Source organism: Streptomyces azureus (assembly GCF_001270025.1).
Classification (GTDB): Bacteria; Actinomycetota; Actinomycetes; order Streptomycetales; family Streptomycetaceae; genus Streptomyces; species Streptomyces azureus.
In genome coordinates this window covers 22,118-35,198 of sequence record NZ_DF968271.1, presented here as the reverse complement: position 1 = coordinate 35,198, position 13,081 = coordinate 22,118, and the positions used below count along the sequence as shown (strand labels likewise).

The following is a 13,081-nucleotide window of genomic DNA, read 5'->3' as shown; positions in this document are numbered from 1 at the left end:
GCCCGGCTACGACAACGTCCTGGTCGAGGCCCACACCACGGGCGCCGACGACTGGACGACCCTGCCCGAGAAGGGGGGCGCCACCAAGGCCACCGTCCCGGCCGAGTGCGGCGGCGGCTTCTACGTCCGCGAGCACCCCTGGCTGAAGCGCTACCTGACCCTGTCGCACGATGGCTGCACCGCGACCGGCAGCACCGGGTCGTGGAACAGCCTCACCGGCGCATCCGGCGGCTGGAAGCAGGTGGAGTTCGACCTGAGCGCGTACGCCGGCAAGGCGGTCGAGGTCTCGATCAGCTATGTCACCGACCCGGGCACCGGCGGGCACGGCGTCCTCGCCGACGACGCGTCACTCGTCGTCGGCGGCACGGCGAAGGAGACCGAAGGCTTCGAGACCTCGCTCGGCGCCTGGAAGGCCGCCGGACCGCCCGCGGGCAGCCCGGCCGCGCTGAAGGACTGGACCCGCACCGGGGCCCTGTTCCAGACCTACGGAGCGGTCACCACGGACGACACCGTGCTGCTGGGCTTCGGCCTGGAGCACGTCGCCACCGCGGCCGACCGGGCGGCACTGATGAGAAAGGCGCTCACCTCCCTCGACGTGTGACCCAACAGGCGCTGGGAACTCTCCGTCAACAGGCACCACACCGAGTAGCGAAATCGAGTGATCTCGCTCTCGGTGGCGGGCGGTCCGTACCCCTACTGGCCGGTACGGACCGCCCTGCCGTGTATGGGGCATCTGGATGTCACCACCGCAGCCTCAGAGAGGTAGGGTCGTAGGCGGTCGGGGACATCCCAAACAGAGCTCGCCGGCTCTTCATGGCCGGCGTACCAACGAGGAGATCGGTTCGTGACGATCCGCGTAGGCATCAACGGCTTCGGCCGCATCGGTCGTAACTACTTCCGCGCGCTGCTGGAGCAGGGTGCAGACATCGAGATCGTGGCTGTCAACGACCTGGGTGACACCGCGACCACCGCTCACCTGCTGAAGTACGACACCATCCTCGGCCGCCTCAAGCAGGAGGTCTCGCACACCGAGGACACCATCACCGTCGGCGACAAGACCATCAAGGTTCTCGCCGAGCGCAACCCCGCCGACATCCCGTGGGGCGAGCTGGGCGTCGACATCGTCATCGAGTCGACCGGCATCTTCACCAAGAAGGCCGACGCCGAGAAGCACATCGCCGGCGGCGCCAAGAAGGTCCTCATCTCGGCCCCGGCCAAGGACGAGGACGTCACCATCGTGATGGGCGTCAACCAGGACACGTACGACCCGGCGAACCACCACGTCATCTCCAACGCCTCCTGCACCACCAACTGTGTGGCGCCGATGGCCAAGGTCCTCGACGAGAACTTCGGCATCGTCAAGGGTCTGATGACGACGGTGCACGCGTACACGAACGACCAGCGCATCCTGGACTTCCCGCACAAGGACCTGCGCCGCGCCCGTGCCGCCGCCGAGAACATCATCCCGACCACCACGGGTGCCGCCAAGGCCACCGCGCTGGTCCTCCCGCAGCTCAAGGGCAAGCTGGACGGCATGGCCATGCGCGTCCCGGTCCCGACCGGTTCGGTCACCGACCTGGTCCTCGAGCTCGGCCGCGAGGTCACCAAGGAAGAGGTCAACGCCGCCTTCCAGAAGGCCGCCGAGGGCGAGCTGAAGGGCATCCTCGAGTACACCGAGGACGCGATCGTCTCGTCCGACATCGTCAACGCCCCGGCGTCCTGCACCTTCGACTCCTCCCTGACCATGGTCCAGGAGGGCAAGAACGTGAAGGTCATCGGCTGGTACGACAACGAGTGGGGCTACTCCAACCGCCTCGTCGACCTGACGGTCTTCGTCGGCAACCAGCTCTGATCCACGGAGCAGGCACGTCCATGTGAGAACAGGGCTCGGGCAGCGCGAGAATGCGCTGTCCGAGCCCTGACTCACGTACAGATCAGAGCTGTTCGATCACGAGCGCTTACGAGCGATCACGAGCTCTTCCAGGAGTCCCCTCATGAAGACGATCGACGAACTCCTCTCCGAAGGGGTGGCCGGCAAGCGGGTCTTCGTCCGCGCCGACCTGAACGTGCCGCTGGACGGCACCACCATCACCGACGACGGCCGGATCCGCGCCGTGCTGCCCACGGTCAAGGCCCTCGCCGACGCGGGCGCCCGGGTGGTCGTCGCCTCGCACCTGGGCCGCCCCAAGGGCGCCCCGGACCCGGCCTTCTCCCTCGCCCCGGCCGCCGCCCGCCTCGGTGAACTCCTAGGGGCGGACGTACCGTTCGCCACCGACACGGTCGGCGAGTCCGCCCGGTCCACCGTCGCCGCCCTCGCCGACGGCCAGGTCGCGGTCGTCGAGAACCTGCGCTTCAACGCCGGCGAGACCAGCAAGGACGACGCCGAGCGCGGCGCCTTCGCCGACCAGCTCGCCGCCCTCGCGGACCTCTACGTCGGCGACGGCTTCGGCGCCGTGCACCGCAAGCATGCCTCCGTCTACGACCTCCCGGGCCGACTGCCGCACGCCGCCGGCTACCTCATCGCCAAGGAGGTCGCCGTGCTGAAGAAGCTGACGGAGGACCTCCAGCGGCCCTACGTCGTCGCCCTCGGCGGCGCCAAGGTCTCCGACAAGCTCGCCGTCATCGACCAGCTGCTCGGCAGGGCCGACCGCATCCTCATCGGCGGCGGCATGGCCTACACCTTCCTCAAGGCCAAGGGCTACGAGGTCGGCAGTTCCCTCCTCCAGGAAGACCAGATCCCGGCCGTCCAGGAGTACCTCGAGCGGGCCGAGAAGACCGGCGTCGAGCTGGTCGTGCCCGTCGACGCCCTGAGCGCGACCGAGTTCCCGGACCTGAAGACCAAGGCTCCCGCCCACCCCACGACCGTCGCCGCGGACGCCATCCCGGCCGACCAGATGGGCCTCGACATCGGGCCCGAGACCCGCAAGCTGTACGCGTCCAAGCTCGCCGACGCCGCCACCGTCTTCTGGAACGGGCCCATGGGCGTCTTCGAGCACCCCGACTACGCCGAGGGCACCAAGGCGGTCGCCCAGGCCCTCGTCGAATCCAAGGGCTTCACCGTGGTCGGCGGCGGCGACTCCGCCGCCGCCGTGCGCACCCTCGGCTTCGACGAGACGGCATTCGGCCACATCTCGACCGGTGGCGGCGCCTCCCTCGAATACCTCGAGGGCAAGACGCTCCCCGGCCTCGCCGCACTGGAGGACTGACCTTTATGAGCACGCGCACGCCGCTGATGGCGGGCAACTGGAAGATGAACCTCAACCACCTCGAGGCCATCGCCCACGTCCAGAAGCTCGCCTTCGCCCTGGCCGACAAGGACTACGAGGCCGTCGAGGTCGCCGTCCTGCCGCCCTTCACCGACCTGCGCTCCGTACAGACCCTGGTCGACGGCGACAAGCTCAAGATCAAGTACGGCGCCCAGGACATCTCGGCACACGACGGCGGTGCCTTCACCGGCGAGATCTCCGGCCCCATGCTGGCCAAGCTGAAGTGCACGTTCGTCGCCATCGGCCACAGCGAGCGCCGCCAGTACCACGCCGAGACCGACGAGCTGGTGAACGCCAAGGTCAAGGCCGCCTACAAGCACGGCCTGACTCCCATCCTGTGCGTCGGTGAGGAGCTGGAGGTCCGTGAGGCGGGCAACCACGTCTCCCACACCCTCGCCCAGGTCGAGGGCGGTCTGAAGGACCTCCCCGCCGAGCAGGCCGAGACCGTCGTGATCGCCTACGAGCCCGTCTGGGCCATCGGCACCGGCAAGGTCTGCGGTGCCGAGGACGCCCAGGAGGTCTGCGCGGCGATCCGCGGCAAGATCGCCGAGCTGTACTCGCAGGACGTGGCCGACAAGGTCCGCATCCAGTACGGCGGCTCCGTGAAGTCCGGAAACGTCGCCGAGATCATGGCGCAGGCCGACATCGACGGCGCCCTGGTCGGCGGCGCCTCGCTGGACGCCGACGAGTTCGTCAAGATCGTGCGCTTCCGCGACCAGTGAGTATGCGGTAGGCGCGATCCGTCGTACCCTTGCGGGGTCCAGCACAGTGCTGGACCCCGCGTCGTCCATCCGAATCCGAGGAAGTTGGTCCAGCCGTGGTTTTGGGGTTCTCGATCGCCCTGATCGTCTTCAGCCTGCTGCTGATGCTGCTGGTGCTGATGCACAAGGGGAAGGGCGGCGGCCTCTCCGACATGTTCGGTGGCGGCATGCAGTCCTCCGTCGGCGGCTCCTCGGTCGCCGAACGCAACCTCGACCGGATCACCGTCGTGGTCGGTCTGCTCTGGTTCGCGTGCATTATCGTGCTCGGCATCCTGATGAAGGTGAACAACTGACCGGCCCGTATTCCGCACGCAATACGTACGCACGCAAGACGTAGCACGCGATGCGTACGTAAGGCCCCATGTCCGGTACGCGCGGCAAAGCGCGGCCTATCATGGGGCTTGCGTCTAGGTGTGAGGGTTGTAACTCCAATCACTGGACGCGCGTTGGGCCTTACGTAGACTGAGGCGCTCGCAGCGAAGCGGAACGCCGACTCGCTTCGCGGCACCATCACGCAGGGAGTTACGACCGTGGCAAGTGGCAACGCGATCCGGGGAAGCCGGGTCGGGGCGGGGCCGATGGGCGAGGCCGAGCGCGGCGAGTCCGCGCCGCGGCTGCGCATCTCCTTCTGGTGCTCCAACGGACACGAGACCCAGCCGAGCTTCGCCAGCGACGCGCAGGTGCCCGAAACCTGGGACTGTCCCCGCTGCGGATTTCCGGCCGGCCAGGACCGGGACAACCCGCCGGACCCGCCGCGCACCGAGCCCTACAAGACGCACCTGGCGTATGTGCGGGAGCGGCGCAGCGACGCGGACGGCGAGGCGATCCTCGCCGAGGCGCTCGCCAAACTGCGGGGCGAGATCTAGGAGTTGAGACCGGCCGGGCACCAGCAGGTGCCCGGCCGGAGCTGCTTTCCGCACCGGCGGACGGCCGCTCGCGGACTGATTGTCAGTGGTGCCCTCTACGGTTTGTCGCATCGGGCGAACCGTGAGGGGGGAACAGTGGCGACGGTCGAGGTGGCAGGCGGGCGCGCACCCGCGTGGCGCGGGGGCTTCGGACGGCTGTGGAGCGCCGCCGTGCTGTCCAGTTTCGGTGACGCGCTGCGCACGGCCGCGCTGCCCCTGCTGGCCGTCACGCTGACCGACGAGCCGCTGCTCATCGCCTCCGTCACGGCCTGCGGCTATCTTCCCTGGATCGTCTTCGGCCTGCTCGGCGGGGCCGTCGCCGACCGCGTGGACCAGCGGCGCGCCATGTGGAAGGTGGATGCCTTACGGGGACTGCTGGTCGCCGCCTTCGCGGTGGCCGTCGCCCTCGGTCACGCCTCGATCGGCCTGCTCATCGTGCTGGCCTTCGCCCTGACCACCCTCCAGACCCTCTTCGACAACGCCGCCACGGCGCTGCTGCCCGCCCTGGTCGACCGGGACGCCCTCGGCAGTGCCAACGCCCGGCTGCTGACCGGCCAGCGCATCGCGGGCGGCCTGCTGGGCGGGCCCGTCGTCCCGCTGCTGCTGGCGGCCGGGGCCGCCGTGCCGTTCGCGGCCGACGCCGTGACCTTCCTGGTGGCCGCCGCGCTGGTGGCCTCACTGCCGGCCGCCGAGTCCGACCGGAAGCCCGCACCGGCGGGCAGCACCCTGCGCCGCGAGATCGCGGAGGGGCTGCGCACCCTGTGGCGCGACCGCGCCCTGCGCGGCCTGTGCGCCGCCACCGCCCTGTGCAACATCGGCATGGGAACCCAGCTCGCCATGCTGGTCGTCCTCGTCACCGACTGGCTCGACGCGGGCTCCGCGGGATACGCGGCGGCGGGCGCGGCCTTCACTCTGGGCAGCCTGGCCGGGGGAGTGGTGAACGGCCGGCTGGTCGCACGTCTCGGCCGGCTGCGGTCCGTGCTGCTCGCCGGCTCGGTGCAGACCGCCGCCCTCGTCGTCATGGGCACCGTGCGCAGTCTGGCCGTGCTGGTGGGCACGCTGGCCGTCTTCGGGCTCATGGGCATGGTGTGGAACGTCAACACGACGACACTGATGCAGGAGCGCAGCCCCGCCGAACTGCTGGGGCGGGTCAGCTCGGCCTTCCGGACCCTGGCCTTCGCCGGCGTGCCCCTCGGCGCCCTGCTGGGCGGGGCCGTCGCCACCGCCTGGGGGCCGAACACCCCGCCCCTGCTCACGGCCGCCTTCTTCGTCCTCGCCGTCATCGCGCTGATACCCGCGCTCAACGTGAACGTAGGTGTTGTTGAGCCGGACGACGGCGCCACGACAGCCGATGTCACGCGCTGATCAATTAGGTTGGGACCGGCAGCGGGGCAAGGTACGCAGGCAGGACAGGAAAGAAGGCTGAACTCCGAGATGAACGCAGACGGCCGTACCAGGCTCAACCAGATGCCCGAGTGGACGGCACTGGCCAAGCACCGCGAGGAACTGGGCGACGTCCAGATGCGCGAGCTGTTCGCCGCCGACTCCGGCCGCGGCACCGCGTACACCCTCCGGGTCGGCGACCTGTACGTCGACTACTCCAAGCACCTCGTCACCGACGACACACTGCGGCTGCTGCGCGAACTGGCCACCGCCACCGACGTGCTCGGGCTCCGGGACGCCATGTTCCGCGGCGAGAAGATCAACACCACCGAGAACCGGGCCGTGCTGCACACCGCGCTGCGGGCGCCGCGGGACGCGGTCATCGAGGTCGACGGTGAGAACGTGGTGCCGGGCGTGCACGCGGTGCTCGACAAGATGGCCGACTTCGCCGAGCGTGTCCGCTCCGGCGCGTGGACCGGCCACACCGGCAAGCGCATCAGGAACGTGGTCAACGTCGGCATCGGCGGCTCCGACCTGGGTCCCGCGATGGCGTACGAGGTGCTGCGCGCCTTCACCGACCGCGACCTGACGGTCCGCTTCGTGTCGAACGTGGACGGTGCCGACCTGCACGAGGCGCTGCGGGACCTGGACCCGGCTCAGACGCTGTTCGTCATCGCCTCCAAGACCTTCACCACCATCGAGACGGTCACCAACGCCACGTCCGCGCGTGGCTGGCTGCTGGACGCGCTCGGTGACGAGGCCGCCGTCGCCAAGCACTTCGTCGCCCTGTCGACGAACGCCCAGAAGGTCGCCGAGTTCGGCATCGACACGGCCAACATGTTCGAGTTCTGGGACTGGGTCGGCGGCCGCTACTCGTACGACTCAGCGATCGGTCTGACCCTGATGATCGCCATCGGCCCGGACAACTTCCGGGAGATGCTCGACGGCTTCCGGATCGTCGACGAGCACTTCCGGACCGCGCCCGCCGAGTCCAACGTGCCGCTGCTGCTGGGCCTGCTGGGCATCTGGTACGGCAACTTCCACGACGCCCAGTCGCACGCGGTGCTGCCCTACAGTCACTACCTGTCGAAGTTCACCGCCTATCTCCAGCAGCTCGACATGGAGTCCAACGGCAAGTACGTCGGCCGGGACGGGCATGAGGTGGAGTGGCAGACCGGGCCGGTGGTGTGGGGCACGCCGGGCACCAACGGGCAGCACGCCTACTACCAGCTCATCCACCAGGGGACGAAGCTCATCCCGGCGGACTTCATCGGCTTCGCGCGGCCGGTCGCCGAGCTGAGTGACGCACTGAAGGCGCAGCACGACCTGCTGATGGCCAACTTCTTCGCCCAGACGCAGGCGCTCGCCTTCGGCAAGACCCCGGAGGAGGTGCGGGCCGAGGGTGTGCCGGAGGAGCTGGTGCCGCACAAGACGTTCAAGGGCAACCACCCGACGACCACGATCCTGGCGCCCGAGCTGACGCCGTCCGTCCTCGGCCAGCTGGTCGCCCTCTACGAGCACAAGGTGTTCGTGCAGGGCGCGGTGTGGAACATCGACTCCTTCGACCAGTGGGGCGTGGAGCTGGGCAAGGTCCTCGCCAAGCGCGTCGAGCCCGCGCTGACCGAGGGCGCCGAGGTCGAGGGCCTGGATGCCTCGACCAAGGCCCTGGTCGCCACGTACCGGGAGCTGCGCGGCCGGCAGTGACGAGCACCGGGCGGGAGGCGGACGGCAGCGTGCTGTCCGCCCACCGCCCGGCGGCGCGCTGATTGCGTCCACCGCCCGGCGGCGCCCCCTCCGCTTCCCGTAGACTCCCGGACGATCATCATGGCGAGTGCTCGGGGGAGCGCGAAGTGGCACGCACACGCGGTAGTTGGACCGGCGGCGCGCTGACGGTCCGGTCCGTCCTGAAGCCCCAGGACGTGGCCCGGGTGGTCTTCCACCCCGCGTGGATACCGCAGCCGCTCGATCCGTCCGTGGAGCGGCTGAAGAGGTTCCGGGTCATCGCCGGGGCGGTCGCGTCCCTCGGGGTCTACACCTTCATCGAGGGCGGCTTCGACTTCACGGAGCTGCTGGAGAACGCGATGACGGCCTCCGTCGTCCTGCTCTTCCTCACGCCGCTGACGGTCGGGGCGATGCTCTGGGTCTGGCGGCGCGGCGGCACGGTGGGGCAGCTGCGGGTGCCGCTGCTCAACTCCCTGCTGCTGCTCCTGCTGTTCGTCGGGTGCGTGGCCGCCCTGCTGGTGCTGGTGCAGACGGTGAACGGGTCGGCGAACCCCGCCGTGATCATCGGGGTCGGCCTGACGATGATGTGGATGCTCATCTTCACGGCCTACGGGGCGGTGCGGGTCTCCGGCAACTTCTTCGGTACGGCTGCCACGCACCGCTGTCTGCCGCCGCTTCTCGCCATGGTGACCAGCTGGCTGGTGGCCGTCCCGGACCTCGTCACCGGTGATCTGCACGGGCTGAGCCTCACCCTGGGGATCGTCTTCATCCTGGGCGCTCCGGTGACGGTCACCGCCATCGCGCTGCTGGAGATGGGGCGGCTCAAGCGGCGGTACGGGATCCGGCTGAAGGCCCATCCGGCGACTCTGGCACCGGCGCCCGTCCCGGGGCCGGTCCCGCCGATGCCTCCGGGGATGCCCCCGGCGGGATCGCCGTACCTGCCGCCGCAGGGCAACCCGTACGGCCATCCCTACGCGTCCGGCGGGCAGCACCCGTACGCCCCGCACCCGCAGCCGCCGTACAACCCGCAGCACCCCTACGGGGGCTGACCCCTGGACGGGTCAGGACGTCAGGCGACCGCGCTCAGCGTGTCCGCGAGCCGGCGGCGGGCCGCGCGGGCCGCGGGTAGGGCGGCGAGTGCGGCCGCGCAGAGTACCGCCGCCGTCCCGAGCAGCAGCATCAGCGGGGCGGAGGGGCCCTGGGCGATCCCGGCGCCGATGCCGCTCGACCGGCCCTGGGCGTCGATCAGCCAGTGGGCGAGCGGCAGGCCCAGGGTGCTGGCCGCGAGCACGGCCGCCAGTGCCGTACAGCCGGTGGCGGTGACCGTGATGGCCGTGATCTGCCGGGGGGACAGGCCGATGGCCTTCAGTGCGAGCAGGTCCCGTTCGCTCTCGCGGACGGTGCCGCCGATCGCCGTCAGCAGCTCGATGAGCCCGATGAGGGCGAGGACGGCGATCAGCCCGGCGACGACCGCGCGCAGCGGGGAGAGCCCGTCGGCGGGGTTGGTCACGGTGTGCACGTCCAGGTGTCCGCGCCCGGCCGTGGCCAGCCGGTCGGCGACCTCCCGCGGGTCGGCACCGGGATGCAGACGCAGCTCGTAGAGGGTCGGGCGGAGGCCGGGGTCGTTGGCGCGGAGGGTGTCGAGGGACGTGGAGATGACCCGGCCGGCATTCTCCGGCTCGATGCTGCGGCCCACGATGTGCAGGATCTGCGGCTGGTCGCCGACGGTCATCCGCACCCAGTCGCCGACGCGCACGTCCAGCAGGTCGAGCAGTCCCTGCCCGGCCACGGCCTCGTCGGCGCCGCGCGCGGGGCGGCCCTCGGCGAGGGTGTACGGGTAGGGGTCCTGATCGGTGCCGAGGCCGCGCAGGGCGATGGTCGCCGTCTGGCCCGGGACCAGTGCGGCCGTCTCGACGCCGGGGTAGGCGGCGGCCACCTCCGGGTCGCGTTCCAGGACAGCGCGGGTCTGCCGCTCGTTCAGGCCGGCGTCGGCGCGGACGCTGAGGGCGGTCGGCAGGCCGACCTGCTCGGGCGTGCTGTGGAAGCGGTCGATGGTGGTCCACGCGCTCATCGCCACGACGATCAGCAGCAGTGGCAGCGTGAGACGGGCGACGGTGGCCAGGGACCGGGGGCGGCCGGTGAACGCCTTGTGCAAGCCCAGCACCAGCGCGGGCGGAATCCTCGCTCCGAGGGCGCGGCGGGCCAGGTCGGAGAGCTGCCCGGTCCGGGGAGCCGCAGGGCGCAGCCTGAGGAAGCGGCGCAGGCCGCCGCTCAGCCGCCCACCGGGCGCAGCCGCCGCGGACCACGTTCCGAGGGGCCGGCCCGCCGCCCCGGACAACCGCCCGCCGAGCGCCGCCGCGGGCCGCTGCACCGGCACCGGCGGCACACGTCCCGCCCGCCAGGCGGCCAGCCCGGTGGTCGCGCCGATGAACAGCACCGCGCCCACCGGGATCACGAACAGCGCCACGGTGTGCCCGGGCAGCCCCTGCCACACACCGACCGCGTCCCCGAGCCGCCCCGGGATCCGGCTGCCCAGAGCCTCGGCCAGCGCGGCCGCGGCCACGGCACCCAGGAGGGCGTAGGCGAGGTGCTGGAGCAGGAAGATGCGGACCACCTGGCCAGGGGTGAAGCCGATCGCCTTCAGCACGGAGAGGTCCCGCAGGTGGCCGCGGATGCGGGTGCCGATCGCCCCGTGCACGGCGAGCCCGGCGGCGACCAGCGCGCCCAGCCCGAACAGGCCCAGCACCTGGCCGAGCAGCCGGTTGTCGCCCTGGGCCTCGGCGCGTGCCTGCTGCCAGGTGGACACCTCCCCGACCGCCCCGGCGCCCAGTACGGTCACGGCACGCTGGACGACGTAGGACGTGTCGCCGGGATCCGTCAGCCGCAGCCCGATCACCTGGCCGCCGGGATCCGGCACGGCCGACGGCAGCGCCCACACCAGGCCCGGCTGCTCACCGGGCCGGTAGCGCGGCTCGGCGCTGTCGGCGAGGCCCACGACGGTCAGTTCGCGGGCGGTGCCGGGGACGGTGAGGGTGTCGCCGGGCTGGGCCAGCAGTGCCCGGGCGAGGCGGCTCTCCAGGACCACACCGTTCGGGGCCGCGGGGTCCAGCCAGTGGCCGGAGACGACCGACGGGCGGCCGACGGACGGCCGTTCCGCAGTGCCGCGCAGTTCCACGGCGGCGCGGCTGCCGCGTGAGGCGACGGTGGTGGCGGCGGTGGGGTACGGGCCGGCGACGGAGTCGACACCGTCCAGCTCGGCCAGCTTCCCGGTGTCGGCCGCGGTGTCGGTGTGCAGCCACACGTGCGCGCCGTGCGACTGCGTGAACACGCGCTGCCAGGGGTTGGTGGCGTACCCGAACAGGGCCGTGGCCAGCAGCAGGGAGGCGACGATGCCCGCGGTGGCGAGGACGAGGAACAGTGCCTCGCCGCGGTGCGTGCGCAGATCGGAGTGCGCCCAGCGCAGGGTGGCTCGCACGGGCCTCAGTCCCTAGGGGGTGTCGTTTGGATCACGTCGCAGACGCGGGGCCTGGCACACGCATCTGCGGAGTTGTCGTCGGTTGCCGATTTCCCCGAGCTCTCGGCTCCGCTCGAGCAGGGGGGACCCCCATCGTGTCGACGCCCTCCTCCGCCTTGCAGCTGCACGCACCAGGCCCCGCTCACCGGCGCTGAGAGATGCCGTCGATTCCCTGCGGCCTGATCCGAACGACACCCTCCAGGCCCGCACGTGGCGCAGTCGTACACCCGCATGTCAGTCCCTGAGTTCCAGCACACCGGATATGCCGGCCCGGCGCGGCGGTGTGCCGCCGTCGAGTTCCGCGTCGTCGGCGATCCGGCCGTCGAAGAAGCTGATCACCCGGTCCGCGGCGCTCGCCAGCCGGGCGTCATGGGTGACCAGCAGAATCGTCTGGCCGCGCTGGTGGAAGCGGGTCAGCAGCCGCATCACCTCGCGGGTGCCCTTGCTGTCGAGGCTGCCCGCGGGTTCGTCGGCCAGCAGCAGCGGAGGATGGTTGACCAGGGCCCGGGCCAGGGCGACCCGCTGCTGCTCACCGCCGGACAGCTCGCCCGGCATGCTGCGCTCCTTGCCCGTCAGGCCCAGCTCGGCCAGCAACTGCTCCCGCTCGGCCCGGGCCCGCTTCGGCGAGGTCCCGGCGAGCAGGGCGGGCAGCTCCACGTTGTCGGCGACGGACAGGTTGGAGACGAGGTTGAAGAACTGGAAGACGATCCCGATCCGCTTCCGGCGCTCCACCGCCCAGCGGGCCTCGCTGTAGGTGTCGGTGGACTCGCCGTCGAGCCAGATCCTGCCCGCGTCCGGCCGCTGGAGGCCGCCGAGCAGATGCAGCAGTGTCGACTTCCCGGCACCGGACGGGCCGGTGATCGCCACGAACTCGCCGGGCCGTACGCACAGGTCGACCCCGCGCACGGCATGGGCGGGCGCGCCCTCGCCGTGGTGGGTCTTCACCAGCCCCTCGGCACGCAGCACAGGAGCGGGACGGTCGTCGCTCACTCCAGCTCCTCCAGCTCTTCCTGGCACCGCTCCAGCCAGTCGAGATCGGCTTGCAGGTGCAGCATCGCGCCCTCGATCAGCAGGTGGGCGATGCGGTTGTCGCGGTCTTCGGCGGCGGCCAGCTTCGACAGCTGCCGCATGGTGTTCAGGTACTGGCGCCGCTGCTGGTTGATCAGGGAGATCTGGTCGGCGAGACCGCTCTGCGGAGCGAGCGCCAGCTTCATGAAGAACTCGTCCCGCACCCGCGGCCCGTCCTCGGGCTCCTCGAACCAGGCGCGCAGCGCCTCCCGCCCGGCGTCGGTGAGGTGGTAGACCTTTTTGTTGGGCCGGCTGGACTGCGCCACGTCCTCGCCCTCGATCAGTCCCGACTTCTCGAGGCGGCCGAGGGTCACATAGATCTGGCCGACGTTCGGCTGAGGGTACGCGGCGCCCAGCAGTTGCTCAAGGTCCTGCTTGAGCTCGTAGCCGTGGGCGGGGCCGCGGGCGAGGAGGGCCAGGAGGGGCAGGCGCACGCGTGCAGTCCTCCTGTCCGGTCCAATG

The 13,081-nt window shown here is 70.9% G+C and carries 11 protein-coding genes and 1 pseudogene; 9 read left to right on the top strand and 3 right to left on the bottom strand.

Annotated elements, in window-relative coordinates; genetic code table 11:
• The 9 genes and pseudogenes from AOQ53_RS17125 to AOQ53_RS17085 form a co-directional block, all read left to right on the top strand.
• Positions 1–601 (top strand): annotated as a pseudogene (locus AOQ53_RS17125) (immune inhibitor A domain-containing protein); the annotation flags it as partial.
• Positions 602–844: 243 nt separating this feature from the next.
• On the top strand, positions 845–1,852 hold the full coding sequence (gap, locus tag AOQ53_RS17120; RefSeq protein WP_059418259.1) for a type I glyceraldehyde-3-phosphate dehydrogenase: 1,008 nt from the start codon (positions 845–847) through the stop codon (positions 1,850–1,852).
• Positions 1,853–1,994: 142 nt separating this feature from the next.
• Complete coding sequence (locus AOQ53_RS17115; RefSeq protein WP_059418258.1) at positions 1,995–3,206, top strand: phosphoglycerate kinase; 1,212 nt, start codon at positions 1,995–1,997, stop codon at positions 3,204–3,206.
• Between the two features lie 5 nt (positions 3,207–3,211).
• A complete protein-coding gene (tpiA, locus tag AOQ53_RS17110; protein WP_059418257.1) occupies positions 3,212–3,988 on the top strand; it encodes a triose-phosphate isomerase in 777 nt (258 codons plus the stop codon).
• Positions 3,989–4,083: 95 nt separating this feature from the next.
• Positions 4,084–4,320 carry a preprotein translocase subunit SecG gene (gene secG, locus AOQ53_RS17105; RefSeq protein ID WP_236711711.1) on the top strand — a complete coding sequence of 79 codons (237 nt, stop codon included), beginning with the start codon at positions 4,084–4,086 and terminating at the stop codon, positions 4,318–4,320.
• A gap of 237 nt (positions 4,321–4,557) precedes the next feature.
• A complete protein-coding gene (locus AOQ53_RS17100) occupies positions 4,558–4,893 on the top strand; it encodes an RNA polymerase-binding protein RbpA (RefSeq protein WP_003976875.1) in 336 nt (111 codons plus the stop codon).
• Between the two features lie 135 nt (positions 4,894–5,028).
• Positions 5,029–6,297, top strand: a complete 1,269-nt coding sequence (locus AOQ53_RS17095) for an MFS transporter (RefSeq protein WP_059418254.1) — start codon at positions 5,029–5,031, stop codon at positions 6,295–6,297.
• A 69-nt stretch (positions 6,298–6,366) separates the two neighbouring features.
• On the top strand, positions 6,367–8,019 hold the full coding sequence (gene pgi, locus AOQ53_RS17090) for a glucose-6-phosphate isomerase (RefSeq protein WP_059418252.1): 1,653 nt from the start codon (positions 6,367–6,369) through the stop codon (positions 8,017–8,019).
• Positions 8,020–8,165: 146 nt separating this feature from the next.
• Complete coding sequence (locus AOQ53_RS17085; RefSeq protein WP_059418251.1) at positions 8,166–9,086, top strand: hypothetical protein; 921 nt, start codon at positions 8,166–8,168, stop codon at positions 9,084–9,086.
• A gap of 20 nt (positions 9,087–9,106) precedes the next feature.
• Here the strand turns inward: AOQ53_RS17085 and AOQ53_RS17080 are convergent, their stop codons facing one another.
• From AOQ53_RS17080 to AOQ53_RS17070, 3 genes are all read right to left on the bottom strand, one after another.
• Positions 9,107–11,512 (bottom strand): ABC transporter permease, encoded by a 2,406-nt coding sequence (locus AOQ53_RS17080; protein WP_059418250.1) that lies wholly within the window; start codon positions 11,510–11,512, stop codon positions 9,107–9,109.
• Positions 11,513–11,785: 273 nt separating this feature from the next.
• Positions 11,786–12,541, bottom strand: coding sequence for an ABC transporter ATP-binding protein (locus AOQ53_RS17075; RefSeq protein WP_099054619.1), 756 nt, complete (start codon positions 12,539–12,541; stop codon positions 11,786–11,788).
• Positions 12,538–13,053 (bottom strand): PadR family transcriptional regulator, encoded by a 516-nt coding sequence (locus AOQ53_RS17070; RefSeq protein WP_059418248.1) that lies wholly within the window; start codon positions 13,051–13,053, stop codon positions 12,538–12,540. Before AOQ53_RS17070 ends, AOQ53_RS17075 begins: the two co-directional genes overlap by 4 nt.
• Between the last annotated feature and the right edge of the window lie 28 nt (positions 13,054–13,081).